2 protein-coding genes are annotated in these 24,499 nt (G+C 65.2%); both read right to left on the minus strand.

The features are described from left to right. Positions 1–198 precede the first annotated feature (198 nt). Entirely contained in the window at positions 199–11,526 is an 11,328-nt protein-coding gene (locus CLM72_RS16025) for a non-ribosomal peptide synthetase (protein ID WP_105227119.1), read from the minus strand. Continuing rightward, a complete protein-coding gene (locus tag CLM72_RS16030) occupies positions 11,523–24,434 on the minus strand; it encodes a non-ribosomal peptide synthetase (protein ID WP_105227120.1) in 12,912 nt (4,303 codons plus the stop codon). The genes CLM72_RS16025 and CLM72_RS16030 overlap by 4 nt, the downstream gene beginning before the upstream one ends. Positions 24,435–24,499: the final 65 nt, after the last annotated feature.

A 24,499-nucleotide genomic window follows, 5' to 3' on the forward strand; every position in this document is an offset into this window, starting at 1 on the left:
ACGCTGCAAAACCTGCGTTCGGGCACACCGAGCCTAGGCGAGGTGCCGAGTGGTGGGGCGAAGGCCTTTTGGTTACTTTTGGGCCTTTCCAAAAGTGACCCGCTGTCAGAGCGGAACCATAGGTGGCCGTTACCGCAGGAACGGATATGTACACAGACAACCCCCTGTTGCCCCCACATCTGGATCGGTGCACACCTCTCAAGACACCACCTCCCCAACCCCAACAACTTCCAACCACCACCTGGCCAACCCCAAAACATTCGGCGCCTTGAGCAACGTAAAGTGATTCCCCCCGCCATACCAAACCTCCAACCCACCGCCCTGCCCTCGCCACCCCTCGATCATCACCCCCTGCTCACGCTGGTTCCCCGCCGAATCCAACGCCGGGTCCTGCGCCAACACCAGGCGCACCACCCCGTCATACCGCCCTTGCGGCTGATACACCGTGCGCAACGCCGCCGCGTAAGTGCGCGCCGGGCCATCCATCGCCTCCAGCGCCGCACGCGCCGGCAACAACCCCACACTCACCATTCCCCCATGCAACGCTTGTCGCTGCGCCACCTCATCGCGCCCGGCAAAGTCCACAGGATCAATCCCCAGTGACTTCCCAGCCGCCAACTGCATCGCCTCGATCAACCGCAACAACGCCGCCGTCGAGGTATATGCCTTGCCCGCACGCCCCGGCGACTCGCTGTCGATCACCGTCAACGAACCCACCTCACGCCCCATTGCCTGCAAGCGCAGCGCCATTTCCAGTGCCACCCAGCCGCCGAACGAATGCCCCACCAGATGCACCGGCCCTTCGGGGCATTCCTGTTCCAGCGCCGCCAGGTAACACTGGGCCGCCGCTTCCACCTGGCTATGGGGCACCGCCTCGCCATCCAGCCCCCGCGGCTGCAAGCCATACAGCGGCCAGTCACGTCCCAGCGCTTCGCTCAAACCCACAAAGCCGGTGACGCTGTCTCCCGCGCCTGGTACGCAGAACACCGGCGCATAACCGGCGCGCCCGCTCTGGATACGCAGCAAGGGTGAGTGCGCCGCGCAGCTCGCCGGAGTACTCGCCGCCAGCGCTCGGCTCATGGCCAGCCCAAGGCTCTGGATATGCGGCGCCTGCATCATGCTCTGGTGATCCCCCGGGACCTGCACCTGGCGCAGTTGCCCAGGCGCCAGGGCGGTGTCCCAACCCAGCGCGGCACTGCGCCGCGACAGTTCGGTGGGCCGCTGCTCGGCGCTGAACAGGTACACCGGAATCGGCAGCGGGAACAGGCTGTAGTGGGCCAGGGCATGCCCATGCCCGACTTCCCGTTGCAAAAAGCTCAGCAGGTCGGCGTCCGTCGCCGCTGCCATTTGCGCGTATAGCAAACCTTGATCGCGACAGCGTTGCAGCAGAGCCGCAAAGTCCAGCTGTCCAAGGCCTGCCTCCAGTTGTTCCAGGTTCGCCAGTTCATCCACACCTCCCTGTGCCTTCCAATAGGCCGTGCACTGCAACAACAAATGCCGCTTGAGGGCATCCGGCCCGCTCCAGCGTGACTTGCCCTGGTCGGTCATGCGCGGCACGTAGCTGTCGATCAAGCCGAGAAACGCCACGGCCTCATCCTGCCCCAGCAACTGCATGGCAACTTCATAAGCCAGCACCCCCCCAAAGGACCACCCCGCCAGCCGGTAAGGACCGTGGGGCTGGATCTGGCGAATCAGCCCGACCATGCGCGCGGCCAGGCCTTCCATGCTGTCCAGATGCGCCTCGCCCAGGGCCAGGCCCGGCAGGCCATATATCGGGTAATCGCCAGGCAGGTGCTGGCCCAGCGCCGGGAAGTACACGTCCATGCCACTGAACTCATGCACCAGGAATAACGGTGCCTGCGCCCCACGGCTGCGCACCGTAATCACCGCCGCCTCAGGCAGCACATCGTCACCGCGCAGGCGCAGCAGCGCCGCGACCGAGGCCACGCTGGCATGCTCGAACAGCTCGGCCAGCGACACCGGCAACCCGGCCTCGTCCAGCCGATGGACCAGGCGAATCGCCAACAAGGAATGCCCGCCCAGTTCGAAGAAACTGTCATGGCGCCCCACCTGCTCAAGCTTCAATACCTCGGCCCACAGCTGGGCCAAGGTCTGCTCCAGTGCATCGACCGGTGCTTCAAATGTGCCGCTGGCCGAAGCGTCCCACGTCGGTACCGGCAAGGCTTTGCGATCGACCTTGCCATTGGCCGTCAACGGCAGTTGCTCAAGGATCACAAAGGCCGACGGCACCATGTAGGCCGGCAAATGCGCCTGCAGATAAGCACGCACCGGCTCGATGCCGACCGGCTCGCCCGCCCAGGTGAAATAGGCCACCAGGCGTTTGTCCCCCGGCACGTCTTCGCGGGCCAGCACCACCCCCTCGCGGATTCCGGAGAATGTCGCCAAGCGTGCTTCGATCTCACCCAGCTCAATGCGAAAGCCACGGATCTTGACTTGATCGTCATTGCGCCCGATGCACTCCAGCAGGCCGTCTGCGGTCCAGCGTCCGAGGTCGCCGGTGCGGTACAGCAAGGCGCCTCGGTTGAACGGGTTTTGCACGAACTTTTCCGCCGTCAACTCAGGACGGTTCAGGTAGCCCTGGGCGACACCGTCGCCGCCGATGCAGATTTCGCCGGTCGCCCCCAGGGGCAGCAGGTGCAACTGCGCATCCAGCACGTAGACCTGCGTGTTGGAAATGGGTCGCCCTACCGGCACGCTGTCGGCTTGAGTGGCAATGGCGCGCACTTCAAAAGTGGTGGCGTAGGTGGTGGTTTCGGTCGGCCCGTAGCAATGCACCAGGCGCAGCCCCGGAGCCAGCCCCAGCAGGTTGCGGAACGCCGCCGGGTCGGCACGCTCGCCGCCGCACAGCAAAATACGCAAGCCGGCCAGGGCCTGGGGAATCAGTTGCACATACTGGTTGAACAGCGCCGTGGTAACGAACAGCACCGTCGCGCCCTTGAGTGCCGCGCCGAACGCCAGCGGGTCGAGCAAGGTGGCGTGGTCGATCACCTGCACCTGACCGCCGTTGAGCAACGGCCCCCAGACGTCCATGGTGCTGGCATCGAAGGCCGGGTTCGAGGCGAAGGCCACGCGGTCATTGGGATTGAAATCGGCGTAGCCGTTGTTGAGCACCAGGCGCGTGATGCCACGGTGAGGCACCAATACGCCTTTGGGCATGCCGGTGGAGCCGGAGGTGTACATGATGTACGCCACGCTCTGCGAGGATTGCGGCAGGCCCGGGTTGTGGTCGGGGTGCGAGTCAAGGCCCAGGGTGTCCAGGTCCAGACGCTGCGCCGCGCTCTCCACGCTGCAGTCGCTACCGGTCAACAGCCAGGCCGCGCCGCTGTCTTGCAGCATGAAGCCCTGGCGTTCGGCCGGCGCGCTGATGTCCAGCGGCACATAGGCGGCGGCGCATTTGAGAATCGCCAGTTGGCTGACCAGCAACGCCACTGAGCGTGGCAGCAGGATCGCCACGTTATCGCCGGGGCACACACCCAGGCCAAGCAGGTGATGGGCCAGGCGGTTGGCGCGGCGGTTGAGTTCGCCATAGCTTATCCGTTGTTCGCCGTGCAGCACCGCCACCGCGTCGGGACGCACCTGCGCCTGGGCTTCGAACACCTGCTGCACGCTGTGTTCACGGGGGAACGCACGAGCCGTAGCGTTGAAGCCCTCAAGCAGTTGCTGGCGTTCAGCCAGGGGCAGGATCGGCAAGCAACTGAGGGCGATGTCGCTGCGCTCTTCCAGTGCCTGCACCACCTGCACCAAGGCGTTATGCAGGTAGTCGCCCAAGCGTCGGGCCCCCTGCCCCATGGCCGTGAGGCTGAAACCTTCACCCAGGTCATCCACGCTCATCGACACGCCGTAGTGGGTGTGTTCCTCGGTCTTGAGCACCTCGATCCCCTGCCACGCCTCGGCCACGCCCCCGGCCTGGAGCGCACTGTGGCGGTAGTTGAACAGCACGCTGAACAACGGCGTGGCCATGGGTACGCCGCTGCAACGCTGGGCCAGCGCCAAGGGCGCGTGTTCATGGCTGAGCAGTTGGGTCAGGCGCCCATGGGTGGCACGCAGCGCGGTCAGTACCGAGTGTTCACCCAGGTCGACTCGCAGCGGCAAGGTATTGATAAACACCCCCATGGCGCGCTCGGCACCTTCGCCGCCTTGCAGGCGACCGAGCATCACCGTGCCGAACACCACCTGTTCACGGGCGCAGACCGTGCCCAGCACATGGGCCCAGGCCAGGTGCATGAGGCTGGCGGCGCTGACTCCCGCTTGACGCGCCTGGTTGCGCAGGCGCCGACTCAACCCCAGGTCGAGACTCACCTTCACGCGCTCATCGGCACCCAGGTGCGGTACGTCGGTGGGTTCGTCGACCTCAGCGAGCATCTCGCGGAAAAACGGCTCGTGGTCCTCAGCGCCCAGACGAGTCTGGGCCACGTAGTTGCGGTACGGCACGGGCGCGGCCAAGGTGTCTTGCGTGCCCAACAGGAAGGCCTGCATTTCGTGTTGCAGGATGTCCAATGCGATGTGGTCCATCACCAGATGGTGGAACAGCAAGGTCGCCACCACCCGCTGCGACTCCTCGGCATACACCAGGCGCATCAAGGGTGCCTGGGCGAGGTCCAGGCGTGGCGGCACCGAGCCGTTTTCAACCCGTAATGAGGCGGTGCGCCACACCACCTGCACCGGCTCCTCCAACCCGTCCCAGTGGAAGGATGAACGCAGGATGTCATGGCGCTGAATCACCGCCTGCAAGGCTTGGGCAAAGGCGTCCAGGCGCAGGCGGCTGTCGAAGGCAAACTGCGCCTGCAGCACATAGGCATCGTCACCTTGTACGGCGCGATGCTGATACAGGATGCCGGCCTGCAAGGGTGCCAGCGGATAAATATCCTGCACATTCGCCGCGCCGCCGGGGATGCTGGCGACGATGCGCTCGATGGCAGCGGGGTCCAGGGTGATCAGCGCAAGCATGTCCGGCGTAATCCGGGTGCAATCGGCCGCAATGCGATTGGCCGGCACCGCCACTTCACGCCCACCGCCCAAGGCCGCAGCCAGGGCGGACAAGGTCGGTTGGCCGAACAGCACTTTCACATCCGCCGACAAGCCCAGGCGGCGCATGCGCCCGATCAGGCTGACTGCCAGCAATGAGTGGCCACCCAATTCAAAGAAATTGTCATGCCGACCCACGCGCTCCACGTTGAGCAATTCGGCCCACAGTGCGGCCAGGGTGATTTCTGTATCACCCACGGGCGCTTCATAGTCGCGCACGCTCGACGCGTCCAGGCCCGGCGCCGGCAGCGCCTTGCGGTCGAGCTTGCCGTTGGGGCTCAGCGGCAGCGCCTGAAGGTGCACAAAGCTCGTCGGCAGCATGAATTCCGGCAGGTGTTGCAGCAGGTGGGCGCGCAGGCTTTCGACGTCGCTCGGCACGCCGGTGTAATAGGCGATCAGGCGCTGCTCGCGGGCAATCACGGCAGCTTCCTGCACCGCTGGATGCTCGGTCAGGCGCGCCTGGATTTCCCCCAGTTCGATGCGCAGGCCACGAATCTTCACCTGGTCATCATTGCGCCCCAGATACTCGAGAGTGCCGTCGGGCAAGTAGCGACCCACGTCACCGGTGCGGTACATACGCCCCGGGGTAAACGGGTCGTCGAGGAAGCGTTCGGCGGTCAGCTCGGGACGGTTGAGGTAACCCCGCGCCACCTGCACGCCCGCGATGAACAATTCACCGACCACCCCCAACGGCACCGGCTGCAACTGCTCGTCCAGTACATACAGGCGCGTATTGGCAATCGGCTTGCCGATGGGGGTGTTATCCGGCACCACAGCGCCTGCGCAGTCCCACGCGGTGACATCCACCGCCGCTTCGGTGGGGCCATACAGGTTGTACAAGCCAACCCCCGGCAATTGCTGTTTGAAGCGCCGTACCAGGCTGCCCGGCAGGGCTTCGCCACTGCACATCACCCGCACCAGCCCGGCGGCCTGGCTGACATCGCCGTGGGCCAGGAACACGTCAAGCATCGACGGCACAAAATGCAGCGTCGTGACCCCCTCGGCCTCCATCACCTGGCACAGGTAGTCAGGGTCTTTATGCCCACCAGGACGAGCCATGACCAGGCGTGCGCCGGTGAACAGCGGCCAGAAGAACTCCCACACCGACACGTCGAAGCTGAACGGGGTTTTCTGCAAGACCGTATCGCTGGCGGTCAACGCGTATTCGTCTTGCATCCACAGCAGGCGGTTGACCACTCCAGGGTGTTCGTTGATCACACCCTTGGGCTGGCCGGTGGAGCCGGAGGTGTAGATCACGTAGGCCGCCACGCTGGCCGCCTGCGGGTTATGGGTGGGCTGGTGCTGCCAGGTGGGCGAGTCCAGGTTGACCACCGGCACCTCGCCCAGCAACCCAAGGGTGCTGGACTGGCCCAGCACTACCGTCGGCGCGCTGTCGTGGAGCATGTAGGCGATGCGTTCCAACGGGTAGGCCGGGTCCAGCGGCACATAGGCGGCGCCGGCCTTGAGGATCGCGTACAGGCCGATGACCATGTCCAGGCCACGCTCCACGCAGATCGCCACCCGCGCCTGGGGCTGCACACCCAGGGCTTGCAGGTGATGGGCCAACTGGTTGGCGCGCGCGTTCAGTTCGGCATAGCTCAGTTGCTGCGCGCCCGCCTTCAGGGCAATGGCCTGGGGTGTACGCAGTACCTGGGCTTCAAACAGGCCGTGCAGGGTCTGGTCGAGGTTGTACTCAACGGCGGTGGCGTTGAAATCCACCAGCAGTTGCCGACGCTCGCGCGCATCCACCAGCGGCACCTGCGCCAGCACCGCCTGGTCGTTATCGACCATGGCCTGCAACACGCGGGTGAAATAACCGACGTAACGCTGCATCGTCGATTCGTCAAACAGGGCCACGGCATATTCCAGCGCACCGAGGATGCTGCCCTGCACTTCCCCCAGGTTCAACGACAGGTCGAACTTGGCGAAATGGCTGTTCTCGACAATGCTCTCCAGGGCCAGGTCGCCCAGGGCCAGGGTCGGCGCGCTGCTGTCCTGCCAGCTCAGCAGGGTCTGGAACAGCGGGCTGTGGGCCAGGCTGCGCGGCGGCCGGGTAATTTCCACCACCTGCTCGAAGGGCAAGTCCTGATGGGCCTGGGCTTGCAGCGTCAGCGCCTTGACCCGCGCCATCAACGCCTCGGTGCTCAGCTCGCCCGAGGTGTCGATACGCAGCGCCAGGGTGTTGACGAACAGGCCAATCAGCCCTTCGACTTCGGTGCGCATGCGGTTGGCCACCGGCGTGCCGATCACCAACTCGGGCTGCCCGGACAAGCGCGCCAACAGTGAAGCCCAGGCGCTCATCAAGGTCATGTACAAGGTGGTGCCATGGCGTTGGCTCAAGGCCTTGAGCCCGGCGGTGAGGCGTTCATCCAGGCGCACTTCGACGCTGCTGCCAGCGTAGTCCTGCTGCGCCGGGCGCGGGCGGTCGGTGGGCAAGGTCAGCAACGCCGGCGCACCGGCCAACGCCTGTTGCCAGTAGCTGCTTTGGCGCTGCAGCACCTCGCCGCTCAGCCACAGGCGTTGCCACACGGCAAAGTCGGCGTACTGGATCGGCAAGGGCGGCAGCGGGTCGGCGTGGCCGTGGCTGAAAGCCTGGTACAGCGCCATCAGCTCGCGGGTCAGCACGCCCATGGACCAGCCGTCGGAGACGATATGGTGCAGGGTCAGCAACAGCACATGGTGATCATCGGCCATCACCACCAGGCGCCCGCGCAGCAACGGGCCGCGCTCAAGGTCGAACGGTGCCGAGGCTTCGCCGTGGATCAGCGCGTCCAGGGCCTGTTGCGGCTGCGGATGGCGACGCAGGTCCTGCACTTGCAGCGCCAACACCTCTTCGGCCGGCACGACCAGCACCTGGGCCTGTTCACCCTGTTGGGCGAAGCGGCTGCGCAGGGTTTCATGCCGCGCCACAATGCGCGCCAGGGCCCGTTGCAACGCTTGCACATGCAACTGCCCGCGCAACCGCAAACCGATGGGAATGTTGTAGGCGGTGTTGGCCCCTTCCATCAAGGCCAGGAACCACAGGCGTTGCTGAGCGAAGGATAGCGGCACGTCCTCATCACGGTTAGCCGGCAGGATATCCGGCAAGGTGCTGCGACCGGCCTGGGCCAGCACCTCGGCGACCGCCGCCAGTTCGGCGTTGGCAAACAGGTCGCCCAACGCCAATTCGACGCCCAGCCGCTGGCGCACCTGGGACACCATGCGCATGGCCAGCAGCGAATGCCCTCCCAGCTCAAAGAAATGGTCATAGCGCCCCACGCGCTGCACCTGCAACACCTCGGCCCAGATCTGCGCCAGCACAGTTTCGATTTCGCCCAGGGGCGCGGCGTACTCGCGGGTAAAGACTGCGGCCATGTCCGGCGCCGGCAGGGCCTTGCGGTCGAGCTTGCCATTGGCCGTCAGTGGCAGTGCGTCGAGCTTCATGAACGCGACGGGCACCATGTAGTCCGGCAGATGCGCCACCAGGTGGGCGCGAATCTGGGCCACCGTCAGCGGGTCCAGTTGTGGGTTTTCGATGAAGTAGGCCACCAGCCGTTCTTCACTCACCACGGCCACTGCTTCGAGGATGCCGGGCAGTTGGTTGAGCTGGGTTTCGATTTCGCCCAGCTCGATGCGCACGCCACGGATTTTCACCTGGTCATCGTTGCGCCCCAGGTAATCGAGTGTGCCGTCCGGCAGCCAGCGCACCAGGTCGCCGGTGCGGTACATGCGTCCTTCGTTGAACGGGTCGCGCACGAAACGCTCGGCGGTGAGTTCCGGGCGGTTGAGGTAACCGCGTGCCACGCCCTTGCCGCCCACGTACAACTCCCCCGCCACCCCCAGCGGCACCGGGCGCTGGTGCGGGTCGAGCACGTAGACCTTGGCATTGGCCATGGGCTTGCCGATATGCAACGGCTGGCCCGCCTCGACTTTGCCGGAAGTGGCCACCACCGTAGCTTCGGTGGGCCCGTAGTTGTTGACCAGCTCAAAGCGCTGCGCCCGCCCGAACTGGCGCAGGCGGTCGCCACCGACCAGCAAGGTGCGCAAGGTCGGGTGCTCGATGTTCTGACTGAAGGCGTATTCCGCCACCGGCGTCGGCAGAAAGCTCACATCCAGTGGCTGCGCGCACCACCAGGCCAGCAGTGCGTCGATATCTTCGCCGCCCTCATGGGCCGGTGGCAGGTGCAAGGTGGCGCCCACACACAGCGCCGGCCACACTTCCCAGGCCATTGCGTCAAAGCCGAAGCCGGCAACACTGGCGGTATGCCGCCCGGCGCGCAGGTCGAAGGCGCTGCAATGCCAGTCCACCAGGTTGGCGACGCTGTGGTGTTCCACCATCACCCCCTTGGGCAAGCCAGTGGAGCCGGAGGTGTAGATCACATAGGCGAGGTTCATCGGGCCGACGGCGATTGTGGGGTTGCTCGCCGAATGGTGCTGCCAGGTGAAGCGATCCAGGTTGATCACCGGCACTTCCAGCACCGGCAGGCGCGTCAGCAACGCATGCTGGGTGAGTACCGCCACTGGCGCGCTGTCACTGAGCAAATAGTGGAGGCGCTCGGCCGGGTGGGACGGGTCCACCGGCACATAACCGGCGCCGGCCTTGAGAATCGCCAACAACCCGGCCAGGGTGTCGAGGCCGCGCCGCGCAACAATGGCCACGCGGTCGTCGGGCTTGACCCCCAGCGCCAGCAGATGATGCGCCAGCAGGTTGGCTTGCTGGTTCAGTTCGGCATAGGTCAGTTGCCGGCCCTGATGCACAGCGGCAATCGCGTCCGGCGTGAGCCTAGCCTGGGCTTCGACGCGGCCATGCAGGGTGGCGCCTTGGGGGAAAACGGTCTGGGTGGTGTTGAACTGTTCCAGCAGCAAGCGCTGTTCGGCAGCGGGCACCACCGAGAGTTGATCAAGCGCGGTATGGGGGGCCTGCTCCAGTGCGCTCACCAGGTTTTCCAGCGCGGTGTGCAGGTAGGCGCAGACGCGCTGAGGGTCAACCAGGGTGCTGGCCAGCAAACTCAGGCCGAAACCCTCACCCAGGTCGTCCACGCTCAGGGTCAGCGGGTAGTTGGTGCGCTCCTCGGCGCGCAGTGAGGTGATGCCGTGCCAGGCCGACACCGCCTCGGCGCTGGCGGCGGGCGCGCTGTGGCGATAGTTGAGCAGCGCGCTGAACAGCGGCGTCGGCGCGAGCACGCCACTGCAACGCTGGGCCAGGGCCAACGCCGCGTGCTCATGGCGCAGCAAGGTGGTCAGGCGTGCGTGGGTGGCCTTGACTGCGGTGCGTACGTCCTGGGCGTCTACGTCCACGCGAAACGGCAAGGTATTGATGAAAATGCCCAGGGCGCGGTCGGTGTCATGGCTGCCCTGCATGCGCCCCATCAATACGGTGCCGAACACCACCTGGGCCTTGCCGGCCAACACCCCCAGCACCTGGGCCCACCCCAGGTGAAACAGGCTGGCGGCGCTCACGCCCAGTTGGCGCGCCTGCCCGCGCAAGCGCTGGGCCAGTGCCGGCGCCAATGGCAGGCTGACTTCAGCGATACCCCGCGCATCACCTTGCACGTCCTGCAAACCGAACGGCAAGGTGGGCTCGCTGATATCGCCGAGCATCTGCCGGAAGAAACGTTCGTGCTCCTGCTCGCTTATCCCCAACCGCGCCTGCGCCACATAGTTGCGAAACGGTACGGCCTGGCCCAGGGCCGCGCCTTGGTCCAACAGGCACGCCTGCATTTCGTGGCACACCACGTCCAGGGCGCTGTGGTCGAGCGCCATGTGATGGAACAACAGGGTGGCGACGATGCGCTGGTTGGCCGGGTCTTCAGCGCGCACCAGGCGCAGCAACGGCGCCTGGGTGACGTCGAGGCGATAGTGACGGGCATCAAACAGGTCGTGCAGTTGCGCGGCGATATCGCCATCGGCCGGGTCCAGCATCAAGGCTTGCACCGGCAGGCGTGCCTGGCGCCACACCACTTGCGAGGGTTGCGTCAGGCCATCCCAGACCACCCCGGTACGCAGGATGTCGTGACGGTCCATCACCCGTTGCAGCGCCTGGGCAAACGCATCGAAACGCGCAAGGTTGTCAAAGGCGAACTGCGACTGCATCACGTAGGGGTCACCCTGCTCGGCACTGACATGGTGGAACAGGATGCCTTCCTGCAACGGCGCCAGCGGGTAGATGTCCTGGATATTCGCCACGCCGCCCTGCACCGTGGCGACAACGCGCTCGATCTCGTCCTGGCTCAGGGTCGACAGGGTCAGCATCTGGGGAGTGATACGCTCGGCGTTGGCCGGAATGCCATTGGCCGGTACCTGCACCTCACCGGCCTTGGTCGCGGTGTATTCACCGGCCTTGATCAGTTCGATCAGCGCCGGCTTGTGTTCACGCAAGGCGGCCAATATCGCCGGGTCGCTCAAGGCTTGCTTGTTGCCGTTCACCGACAACTGCTCGCCCTTGAGCGCCAGTTGCACATCCTTGGTTTTCAGGGTTGCCAGCAGCTCGAGGATGTTCACAGGACGATCTCCATTCGTTCGGTCATTGCGGCGTAGCCGGCCAGGGTCGGTTGTTCGAACAAGCCCCGCACATCGGCTTCCATGCCTTCCTGGCGCAGGCGCCCGATCAAGCTCACGGCCAGCAGCGAGTGCCCGCCCAGTTCAAAGAAGTTGTCGTGGCGCCCTACCCGCTCCACCTTGAGCAGCTCGGCCCAGAGTTGGGCCAGGAAGATCTCGGTGTCGCCTTCGGGCGCCGCGTACTCACGTACCTGCAACGCGTCCATACCCGGTGCAGGCAGGGCCTTGCGGTCGAGCTTGCCGTTGGGGCTCAGGGGCAAGGCGCCCAGGTGCATGAACAGCGCCGGCACCATAAAGTCAGGCAGGTGCTGCAACAGTTGGGCGCGCAGGCTTTCGATATCGGTGGGCGCGCCGGTGTAATACGCGACCAGGCGCTGGTCCCGGGCGACGACCACGGCGTCCTTGACCGCCGGATGCTCGATCAGGCGCGCCTGGATTTCTCCCAGTTCGATGCGCAGGCCACGGATCTTCACCTGATCGTCGTTGCGCCCCAGGTACTCGAGCGTGCCGTCGGGCAAGTAGCGGCCCAGGTCACCGGTGCGGTACATGCGCCCAGGGGTGAACGGGTCGTCGAGGAAGCGCTCGGCGGTCAGCTCAGGGCGGTTCAGGTAACCCCGCGCCACTTGCACGCCCGCGATGAACAGCTCACCGACCACGCCCAACGGCACCGGCTGTAACTGCCCATCGAGTACATACAGGCGGGTGTTGGCAATCGGCTTGCCGATCGGGGTGTTGTCCGGCACCTCAGGCCGTGCGCAGTTCCAGGCCGTCACGTCCACTGCCGCCTCAGTGGGGCCATACAGGTTGTACAAACCAATCCCCGGCAACTGCTGCTTGAAACGCCGCACCAGGCTGCCCGGCAAGGCCTCGCCGCTGCACATCACCCGCACCAATCCCGCCGCCTGGCTGACATCGCCGTGGGCCAGGAATACATCGAGCATCGACGGCACAAAGTGCAAGGTGGTGATCTGCTCCGTCGCGATCACCTTGCACAGGTACGCCGGGTCCTTATGCCCTTCAGGGCGCGCCATCACCAGACGCGCGCCGGTGAACAGCGGCCAGAAGAACTCCCACACCGACACGTCGAAGCTGAACGGGGTTTTCTGCAACACCGCATCGTGAGCCTTGAGGCTATAGGCGTCCTGCATCCACAACAGGCGGTTGACCACCCCCGCATGTTCGTTGATCACGCCCTTGGGTTGGCCGGTGGAACCGGAGGTGTAGATCACATAAGCCGCGTGTTGGGCAAGGAGGCCCGGTACTTGCGGGTTGATGGCGGGTTGGTGTTGCCAGGTGCTGTGGTCGAGGTCGACTACCGCCACGTCCCCCAGCAGGGTGCGGGTGGCGCTTTGGGCCAGCACCACCACCGGCGCGCTGTCGTGCAGCATGTAGGCGATGCGCTCTGGCGGGTACGCCGGGTCCAGCGGCACATAGGCACCGCCGGCCTTGAGGATGGCGAACAGGCCGACGACCATGTCCAGGCCGCGCTCGACGCAGATGCCCACCCGTGCATCCGGGCGCACACCGCTGTCACGCAGGTGATGGGCCAGGCGGTTGGCGCGTTCATTGAGTTGCTGGTAGCTCAAGGTGTGCTCGCCGGCCTTCACCGCCACGGCCTGCGGGGTACGTACAACCTGGGCTTCAAACAGCCCGTGCAGGGTCTGGTCGAGGTTGTAGTTCACCTCGGTGGCGTTGAACTGCACCAGCAGTTGTTGCCGCTCTTGCAGCCCCAGCACCGGCAGGCGGTTCAGCGCCTGGTGCGGCGCCTGCTCAAGAGCCTCGACCAGGCCGCTCAACGCGTTATGCATATACCCGCACACCCGTTGTGCATCCACCTGGGCCAGGGCGGTGAACGCGTAGCCGTCGCCCAGGTCGTCCACGTTCAAGGTCAGCGGGTAATTGGTGCGCCCGTCATTGACCAAGGTCTGCATGCCTTCCCATGCCAATTGCGCATCCGCCGAACGGGTGGCGGCGCCGCGATGGCGATAGTTGAGCATCGAGCTGAACAAGGGCGCCGGGGCCGCTACGCCACTGCAACGCTGGGCCAAGGCCAGGGAGGCGTGTTCATGGCCGAGCAATTCGGTCAGCCGCGCATGGGTGGCCCGCACGGCGGCGCGGGCGCCCTGGTCGTCGATATCCAGGCGCAGCGGCAAGGTGTTGATAAACACACCCAGGGCGCGGTCGGCGCCCTCGCCGCCTTGCAAACGGCCTACCAGCACCGTGCCGAACACCACCGTGTGGCGCGCCGATACCGCGGCCAGCACCTGCGCCCAGGCCAGATGGAACAGGCTGGCAGCACTGACCCCCAGCAGCCGTGCCTGGCTGCGCAGGCGGCGGTTGAGCTGGCTGCCCAGTTGCAGACTATGTTCGTCGATGGCATTGCCGTCGCCGCGCACGTCCTGCCAGCCGAACGGCAACGTCGGTTCGTCAACATCGCCCAACATCTGGCGGAAGAACTGTTCATGCTCCTGTTCGCTGACACCCAAACGGGCCTGGGCCACATAGTTGCGATACGGCATTGGCGCGGCGGTAGGCGCTGCGTGGCCCAACAGGTGGCCCTGCATTTCGCGCAACACCACGTCGAAGGCGGTGTGGTCCAACACGATATGGTGATAGAGCAACACCGCCACCACGCGCTGGTTGGCCGGGTCCTGGGCGTACATCAGGCGGATCAGCGGCGCCTGGCTGATCTCCAGGCGATACCGCCGCGCATCAAACCGCTCGTGCAGGCCGGCGAGTACGTCGCCTTGCAGTTGCAGTTCCTGCACGCACAACTGCGCCTGGCGCCACACCACTTGCAGCGGTTGCGCCAGGCCCTCCCACACCACCCCGGTGCGCAGGATGTCGTGGCGGTCGATCACCTGTTGCAGTGCGCGCATAAAGGCCTGCAGGCGCTCGACACCGTCAAACGCCAGGTGTGATTGCAGCAGGTAAGGATCGCCCTGCGCCGCCGTGAGGTAGTGATAGAAAATCCCTTCCTGCAACGGCGCGAGCGGGTAGATGTCCTGCACGTTGGCGGCGCCGCCAGGCACCTGGGCCACCACCTGGTCGATCGCCGACTGATCGAGGTCCACCAGGGCCAGCATGTCCGGGGTGATGCGCTGGCAACCGGCACTGATGCGATTGGCCGGCACCTGCACTTCGCGGCCACTGCCGACAGCGGCGGCCAGCGCGGCCAGGGTTGGCTGGCTGAACAGCACGCGCACATCAGCGCTGAGGCCGGCCTGGCGCATGCGCTCGATGAGGCTGACGGCCAGCAATGAATGGCCGCCCAGTTCGAAGAAGTGGTCATGGCGACCCACGTGCTCCACCTGCAACACCTCGGCCCACAGCCGCGCCAGGGTGGTTTCGACGTCTCCCTGGGGGGCTTGGTATTCACGGCTTAGCAAGGCGCACTGGTCTGGCTCTGGCAATGCCTTGCGGTCCAGTTTGCCGTTGGCGGTCAGGGGCAACTGATCAAGCCGCATGTAGGCGACCGGCACCAGCGCCTCGGGAAGTTGGGCTTGCAGGTGCGCACGCAAGGTCTCGATCTGCAGCGGGCGCTGTTCGGTGAACCAGGCCAACAGGCGGCCTTCGCGCACCAGCACCACGGCCTCGCGGATGCCGTCCAGTGCCGCCAGGCGGCTTTCGATTTCACCCAGTTCAACCCGCACGCCGCGCAGTTTTACCTGGTCGTCGTTACGGCCCAGGTATTCAAGGTTGCCATCGGGCAGCCAACGCACCAGGTCACCGGTGCGGTACATGCGCCCTGGGTTGAACGGGTCTTGCAGGAAGCGTTCGGCCGTCAGCTCGGGACGGTTCAGGTAACCCCGCGCCACGCCGCTGCCGCCCACATAGAGTTCACCGGCCACGCCCACCGGTACCGGGCGCAGGTGCGCATCCAGCACGTAGCTGGTGGTATTGGCGATGGGCCGGCCGATATGCAACACCTGCCCGGCCCGCACGCGGCCGGAGGTGGCAACCACCGTGGCTTCGGTGGGGCCGTAGTTGTTGACCACCGCAAAGCGCCGCTCCAGGGTGAACTGACGCAGGCGGTCACCGCCGATCAGCAGGATGCGCAAGGTGGGGTGCTGCTGGGGCAGGCTGAACGCGTACTCGGCCACCGGGGTCGGCAGGAAACTCACGTCCAACGGCTGTGCCAGCCACCAGGCCAGCAGTTCATCGATGTTTTCGTTGCCGATGTCGGCGGGTGGCAGGTGCAGGGTCGCGCCGACGCACAGGGCCGGCCAGACTTCCCAGGCCATGGCATCAAACCCCATGCCGGCCACGCTGCTGGTGTGGCTTACCGCTGTCAGACCAAAGGCCTCACAGTGCCAATGCACCAGGTTTTCCACGGTGCGGTGTTCCACCATCACGCCCTTGGGCTGGCCGGTGGAGCCGGAGGTGTAGATCACATACGCCAGGTGCGCGGGCGTGAGGGCGGGCAGTTGCGGATTGCTGACGGCGTGGCGCTGCCAACTGGGGTCCTGCAGATCGACCACGGCGACGGACCCCAGCAGGTCCCGGGTGCTGGTCTCGGCCAGCACCGCCACGGGCGCGCTGTCTTGCAACAAGTAGGCGATACGCTCGGCGGGGTACGCCGGGTCGATCGGCACATAGCCCGCGCCAGCCTTGAGAATGCCCAACAGCCCCACCAGCATCTGCGGGCCGCGACGGCAACACAGTGCCACGCGGTCATCGGCTTGCACGCCGAGTTCCAGCAAGTGATGAGCCAACTGGTTGGCCCGTTGATTGAGCTGCTGATACGTCAGCGCCTCGCTGCCTTGCTGCACGGCAATGCGATGGGGTTGGCGCTCGGCCTGTACCTCAAACGCACCGTGCACCGTCTGGCCATCGGGGAAGTCGTGGGCAGTGGCGTTGAACTCGCGCAGCACCGTGTCGCGCTCTGCGGCGGGCAGAATCGGTAACTGGCGCAGCGCGCTGTGGGGCGCCGTCTCAAGGGTGGCAACCAGTTGCTGCACGGCGCTGAGCATGTAGTCGCACAGGCGTTGCGCGCCGATTTGCGGCACGGCCAGCACGCTCAGGCCAAAGCCTGCGCCCAGGTCATCCACGCTCAGGGTCAGCGGATAGTTGCTGCGTTCTTCACCGCCCAGCAGTTGCACGCCTTCCCAGATGCCGTGGCCGTCGCGGGCCATTTCGCCTGGGTTGCTGTGGCGGTAATTGAGCAAGGCGCTGAACAACGGCGTGCTGGTCGGCACACCGCTGCAACGCTGGGCCAGGGCCAATGACGCATGCTCATGCCCGAGCAAGGCGCTCAAGCGTGCATGGGTGGCTTTGACCGCCTGCGCTGCGCCGGCTGCGATATCGACCCGCAGCGGCAAGGTGTTGATAAACATCCCCAGCGCACGGTCTGCGCCCTCGCCGGCTTGCATACGGCCCATCAGCACCGTGCCGAATACCACCTCGTCGCGGCCCGAGACCAGGCCCAACACCTGGGCCCAGGCCAGGTGCATCAGGCTGGCGGCGCTGACGCCCAGTTGGCGCGCCTGCTGGCGTACGCGCTGGGCCAGGCCCGCTTCCAGGTGCACCTCGGCTTCTTCGATTGCACGGCCATCGCCCTGCACATCCTGCAGGCCAAACGGCAAGGTAGGCTCGTCGACCTCGGCGAGCATGTCACGGAAAAACTGCTCATGCTGCGCCACACTGACGCCCAGTCGCGCCTGGGCCACATAGTTGCGAAACGGCGCGGCGGCGGGCAAGTTCTGGGCCTGGTTGAACATAAAGGCACGCATTTCCTGGCCGACCACTTCCATGGCGGTGTGGTCCAGCGCCAGGTGATGAAACAGCAGGATCGCCGCGACCCGGTTGTGCGCCGGGTCCTGGGCATAGACCATGCGCAGCAAGGGCGCCTGGGTAATGTCCAGGCGGTAGTGACGCGCATCGAAACGCTCATGCAGTTGCGCCATCACGTCGCCGTGTGCCGGGTCGAGCATCACCTCGTGCACCCCCAGCTGGGCGGTGCGCCACACCACTTGCACCGGGCTTTCGAGCCCTTCCCACACCACAGCGGTACGCAGAATGTCGTGGCGCGCCACCACCTGTTGCAGCGCGCCCATAAAACCGTGCAGACGCTCGGCAGTGTCAAAGGCCATGCGCGATTGCAGCAGGTACGGGTCGCCCTGCTCGGCGCTGATGTGGTGGTAGAGGATGCCTTCCTGTAGCGGCGCCAGCGGGTAGATATCCTGGATATTCGCTGCACCACCCGGCACGCTGGCGACAATGTGCGCGATGGCCTGCGGGGTGAGTTGCACCAGGCTCAGCATCGACGGTGTGATCTGTATGCAGCCGGTGGGGATGCCATTGGCGGGCACCACGATTTCTCTGCCGCTGCCCACGGCTGCCGCCAGCGCGGCCAGGCTTGGCTGGCTGAACAACACGCGCACATCGGCGCTCAGGCCCACCTGGCGCATGCGTTCGATCAGGCTGACCGCCAGCAACGAATGCCCGCCCAATTCGAAGAAGTGATCATGGCGCCCCACGCGTTCAAGCTTGAGCACGTCCTGCCAGATCTGCGCCAGCAGGCTTTCCACCTCGCCTTGTGGGGCTTCGTAGCCACGGCTGATCAAGGCGGCCTGGTCGGGTACCGGCAATGCCTTGCGGTCGAGCTTGCCGTTGGCGGTGAGCGGCAACTGCGCCAGCCACACATAAGCCGAAGGCACCATGTAATCGGGCAACCGGCCTTGCACATGAGCTCGCAGGGTTGCGATATCCAACGTTGCGTCGGCGGTGTAATAGGCCACTAACCGTTTGTGGCCAGGCTCGTCTTCGCGAACCAATACCACAACGTCCCTGATCCCGGCACAGGCACACAGGCACGCTTCGATTTCACCGGGTTCGATACGAAAGCCACGAATCTTCACTTGCAGGTCATTGCGCCCCTGGTACATCAAATTGCCGTCGGCTCGCCAGCAGGCCAGATCACCGCTGCGGTAGAGTTGGCCATCGCCGAATGGGTTCGGGACAAATTTTTCCGCGCTCATCTGAGGCAGATTCAAGTAGCCTTTCGCAACGCCCGCACCGCCGATATAGAGCTCGCCGGTCACACCCACGGGCAGCGGTTGCTGGCGCGCGTCCAGTACATAGGCCTGAGCGTTGGCAATCGGTCGACCAATCGGAATAGCGCCCTCGCCAAGGGTAGTGATCTCAAACGTGGTGGAGAACGTGGTGGCTTCGGTCGGGCCATACCCATTCAGCAGATGCTGGGGTTTGCCGAGCTTGAGTACCCGGCCAATCACCTGAGGGTCAAGCACGTCGCCGCCGACGATCAGGTAGCGCAATTGGCGGAACACCGGCATCAACGCATCGGCGTACTGATGAAATAGCCCGGCGGTCATCCATAACACGCTGACCGCCTGTTCCCGCAACAGCTCGGCGAACGCGGCTTGGGATAACAACTGCACCTGCTCGACCACCACCACACAACCGCCATTGAGCAACGGTGCCCACACCTCGAGGGTGCTGGCGTCAAATGCCGGGTTAGAAGCAAAGGCCACCCGGTCGTGGGCATTGAATTCGGCAAAACCGTTGTTAAGCACCAGCCGCGAGATGGCGAGGTGGGGCACTTGCACGCCCTTGGGCGTCCCGGTGGAGCCGGAGGTGTAGAGGATGTAGGCAACGCTCTGCGCGGATTGGGCCAGGTCGGGGTTAGCGGGCGACTGCGCGTCCAGATCCAACTGCGCCAGATCGTCCAGCACATGGCGTGCGCCGCTGTCTTTGACGATGAAGGCCTGGCGTTCGGCAGGCGCGTTGACGTCCAGCGGCACATACACCGCAGCGCACTTGAGGATCGCCAGTTGGCAGACCAGCAGATCCAGGCAACGCGGTAAGGCAATCGCCACGCTTTCGCCGGGCTGCACCCCCTGGCTGATCAGATGATGGGCCAGGCGGTTGGCACGGCGATTGAGGTCACGGTAGCTCAGTGACAGCTCGCCCTGCACCGCCGCCGACGCTTCAGGGCGGGCCAGCGCCTGGGCTTCAAACAGTTGCGAGACAGTAAGTTGCGAGGGGTATTGCCGGGCGGTGGCGTTGAAACCTACCAGCACTTGATGACGCTCGGAAGGCGGCAGGATCGACACCGCCTGCAGCGGCGTGGTCGGCGCATGTTGCAGCGCGCTCACCACATGGCGCAACGCGGTGAGCATGTACTCACCCACGCGTTGCACATCCAGGTGCGCGACGCCTTGCACCGTCAGGGCAAAGCCACTACCCAGGTCATCAACGTTGAGCACCAGCGGATAGTTGCTACGTTCTTCGGAGCTGAGAATCTCGATACCGGAAGCGGCAAAGGGGTTGTCCCCCGGCGCTTCATCGGCTGCACTGTGCCGGTAGTTGAGCAAGGTGCTGAACAGCGGCAGCGAGCCCGGCACGCCACTGCAACGCTGGGCCAGGGACAACGAGGCATGTTCGTGCCCGAGCAGTTGCGCCAGGCGCGCATGGGTGGCGCGCACGCCGGCCTGCACGCCGACGCTGCCAACGCTGACCCGCAGCGGCAAGGTATTGATAAACATCCCCAGCGCCCGGTCCGCGCCCTCACCGCCCTGCATACGGCCCAGCAACACGGTGCCGAATACCACCTCCTGCTGGCCAGACACCTGGCCCAGCACCTGGGCCCAGGCCAGGTGTACCAGGCTGGCAGTGCTCACACCCAGTTGCCGCGCCTGTTCGCGCAAGCCCAGGTTGAGCGCAGGCTCCAGCGGCAGGCGCGCTTCATGGATGCCGCTGCCGTCACCATTCACGTCCTGCAAGCCGAAGGCCAGGGTCGGCTCGTCGATGTCGCCCAGCATCTGGCTGAAGAAGGCTTCATGCTGGGCCTGGGTGACACCGAGGCGGGCCTGGGCCACGTAGTTGCGATACTGCACCGCGTCAGGCAGTTGCGCGTTGTGGCCATGCAGGCTGGCACTCATCTCTTTGACCAGCACGTGCAGGGCCGTGTGGTCGAGGAGGATATGGTGCAGCAGCAAAATGCCGACCAAGCCGTGGCTGTCCTGCGCATACGCCAGGCGCATCAGCGAGGCGCGTGACAGGTCCAGGCGATAGTGGCGTGGGTCGAAACGCTGTTGCAGATGCTCCAGTGCATCACTGCCCAGCGCATCCAGGCGTTCGATCACCAAGGGTGCCTGGCGTAACACCACTTGCACCGGCTCTTCCAGGCCCTCCCAGAGGATGGCGGTGCGCAGGATATCGTTGCGCTCGATCACCGTGTGCAGCGCGTTGACAAACCCGTCGACAGCGCCCTGGTCGTGAAACCGCAACTGCACCTGCAACACGTAGGGGTCGCCCTCGGTGGTCGCCAGGTGATGGTAGAGAATGCCGGCCTGCAACGGCGCCAGGCCATAAATGTCCTGCACGTTGGCAACGCCACCGGGCACGGCCTCAAGGATATGGTCGATAGCGGCCTGATCCAGCTCGACCAGGGGCAGCATGTCCGGGGTGATGGCCTGGGTGTCTGCTTGAATAGGGTTGGCCGGCACCTGCACGGTCTGCTGGCCGCCCACCGCCGCAGCGAGCGCCGCCAAGGTCGGTTGGCCGAACAGCACGCGCACATCGGCGCTGAGGTCGACCTGGCGCATGCGCTCGATCAGTTTGACCGCCAGCAGCGAATGGCCACCGAGTTCGAAGAAATTGTCCTCACGACCGACACGGTCGACGTTGAGCAGGTCTTGCCAGAGCATGGCGAGGGTGGTTTCCACCGCCCCCTGGGGCGCCGCATACTCGCGCCGGGCCACGGCGTCGGCATCGGGTGCGGGCAAGGCCTTGCGGTCGAGTTTGCCGTTGGTGGTCAGCGGCAGCGTGTCCAGGCGCACGAAGGCGCTGGGCACCATGTGTTCGGCCAGGCTCAGCAGCAGATGGTCACGCAGGGCGGCCACGTTGAGTTCGCCATCGCTGATCACATAGGCCACCAGGCGTTTATCGCCCGGCTGATCTTCACGGGCGATCACCACCGCATCGCGCACGCCGCTGGCAGTGGCCAGGTGCGCCTGGATTTCACCCAGTTCGATACGGAAACCACGGATCTTGACCTGGTCATCGTTACGCCCCAGGTACTCGACACTGCCGTCGGCCAGCAGGCGGCCGAGGTCGCCGGTCTTGTACATGCGCAAGCCGGTGGCCGGGTCGGCAAGGAAGCGTTCGGCATTCAGCGCCTGGCGGTTGAGGTAACCACGCGCCACCCCGGCACCGCCCACGTACAACTCGCCCACCACACCCAGGGGCAAGGGCTCATGGCGCTCATCCAGCACATACAACTGCAAATCGGGAATACGCACGCCAATCGGGCTCACGCCGACCAAGTGCGCGTCGGCCGCTTCCAGCGCACGGTAGGTCACATGCACGGTGGTTTCAGTGATGCCGTACATGTTCACCAGTTGCGTACCGGCATTCACTGCCCGTGCGTACCACGGCTTGAGCATGCCCGGTTCCAGGGCTTCGCCGCCGAAAATCACTTGGCGCAAGGAATGGGACTGGGCACTGTTGCCCTGGGCCGCGATCAACTGGCGGAACGCGCTCGGCGTCTGGTTGAGGATGCTCACCTGGGCGTCGCACAACAGCGCGTAGCACTCATCCGGCGAGCGGCTGACCAGTTGCGGCACGATCAGCAACTGGCCGCCGTGCATCAGCGCGCCCCAGATTTCCCACACGGAAAAGTCGAACGCGAAGGAATGGAACAGCGCCCACACATCGTGCGGGTTGAACCCGAACCAGTGGTGGGTGGCGCTGAACAGGCGTGCGACTTGGCGATGCTCGATCATCACGCCCTTGGGCTGACCAGTGGAGCCGGAGGTGTAGATGACGTAGGCCAGGTTGGCCGGGCTCAGGTGCAACCCAGGGTTGGAGATGGGCAACGGGCCCAGGTGGTCCAGGTCGATCCGGGCCAGTGCGCCGGCCCGCTGCGCCGTGTTTGCCTGCACCAGCACCACCACCGGCTGGCTGTCGGCCAGGGTGTAGGCGATGCGTTCCTGGGGATAGGCCGGGTCGATGGGCACATAGCCCGCACCGGCCTTGAGAATGCCAAGCAGGCCGATGATCATCTGCGGGCCACGCTCCACGCAAATGGCCACGCGCGCGTCGGGGCACACACCGTGGGCCAGGAGCGCGTGGGCGACCTGGTTGGCGCGTTCGTTGAGTTGGCGGTAGGTCAGGGCGTGGTGCTCGAAGCGCAACGCAATGGCATCGGGCTGGGCAGCGGCGTGGGTTTCGACTTGCTGGTGGATCAGTTGGGTGTCGGCGTAATGCGTGGAGCAATGATTCAAAGTTTGCAGCAAATGGTGGCGTTCAGCGTCAGGCAGGATGTTCAGGCCGCAGAGCGGCATATCCGGTCGTTGTTCAAGGGCGTCGGCCAGGCTTTGCAAGGCCGTATGCAGATAACCCGCAACCCGCTGCGCGCCAATGGACGCATCGACCATCACGGTCAGGGCGAAGTCTTCACCCAGGTCATCGACGTTCAGCGTCAGCGGGTAATTGGTGCGCTCCTCGGCGCCCAACACCCGGATGCCGTCGGCGACTTCGATCACCGCCGCCATGTCGGTGGCGGCGCTGTGACGGTAGTTGAGTATCGCGCTGAACAGCGGCGTAGGCGCCGCCACGCCGCTGCACCGTTGTGCCAGCGCCAGGGACGCATGTTCGTGATCGAGCAAGCGCGTGAGGCGCTCATGGGTGATCTTGACCGCAGCGCGCACGCCCTGCTCACCCACATCCACCCGCAGTGGCAAGGTGTTGATGAACATGCCCAAGGCCCGCTCACCGCCCTCACCTGCGCCCATGCGCCCGAGCATCACAGTGCCAAATACCACCGCCTCCTGACCGGAGACTGCACCCAGCACTCGCGCCAAAGCCAGGTGCATCAGGCTCGCCACACTCACCCCCAGCGGGCGCGCCATGCTGCGCAGGCGGCGACTCAGAGCGCTGTCGACGGGAATGCGCACTTCGTCGATCCCCTGGCCGCCGCCCTGCACATCTTGCAGACCGAACGGCAGCGTCGGTTCATCGATATCCGCCAGCATGTCGCGGAAGAACGCCTCATGGGCCTGCTCGCTGACGCCATGGCGCACCTGGGCGATATAGCTGCGAAACGCTACCGGTGCACGGGCCTGGGCTTGCTGCCCGGCCAGGTACAGCTGGATTTCATGCCGAACGCCATCCAGGGCCGTGTGATCAAGGATGGTGTGGTGGAACAGCAGCATCGCCACCACCCGCTGGTTGGCCGGGTCGTCAGCGAATACCAGGCGCAGCAGCGGCGCCTGGCCCAGGTCCATGCGATAAGCGCGGGCATCATAGCGAGCGAGCAATTGAACCAGGCGGTCAGCACCGTCCAGAGGCACCTCTTCGCAGGCCAGCACAGCCTTGCGCCACACCACTTGCAGCGGCTCGTCCAGGCGCTCCCAGACCATCGAGGTACGCAGGATGTCGTGACGGTCGATGACCCATTGCAACGCCTCGGCAAAGGCCTCAAGGCGTGCGCGGCTGTCGAACACGAACTGCGCGTGCAGCACGTAAGGGTCACCCTTCTGCGCCGAAAGATGGTGATAAAGCATGCCTTCCTGGAGCGGCGCCAGGGGGTAGATATCCTGCACATTCGCCGCGCCGCCTGGGACCGCCGCGACGATGCGGTCGATGGCCGGCTGGTCGAGGTTGACCAGGGCCAGCATGTCCGGTGTGATGCGGTAGGCCGGGCTCAGCCAGTCACCGCCATGTTCGGCGACCAACTGCAACAGCTGGGGTTTGTGCGCGATCAATTGATCCCAGAGCGCGTCGTCCAACGCTTCGTCATCGCCCAGGACGATCAGGTCGCCCTCTTCGGTCTGCAGACGGATCGCGTGGGTGGAGATCGCTGCCAGTAAGTCGCTGAACTGCATGGGTAACCTGCCTGATAATTCACGGTTGACGAGAATGTCCGTATTCAGTTTTGCCGCTTGGATCG

Origin of the sequence: Pseudomonas sp. MYb193, assembly GCF_002966775.1 — a bacterium.
Lineage (GTDB): Bacteria > Pseudomonadota > Gammaproteobacteria > Pseudomonadales > Pseudomonadaceae > Aquipseudomonas > Aquipseudomonas paracarnis.

Bases quoted from the DNA above. Each gene is read 5' to 3' on its own strand.
- CLM72_RS16030 (WP_105227120.1), bottom strand. From the start codon at position 24,434: ATGCAGTTCAGCGACTTACTGGCAGCGATCTCCACCCACGCGATCCGT.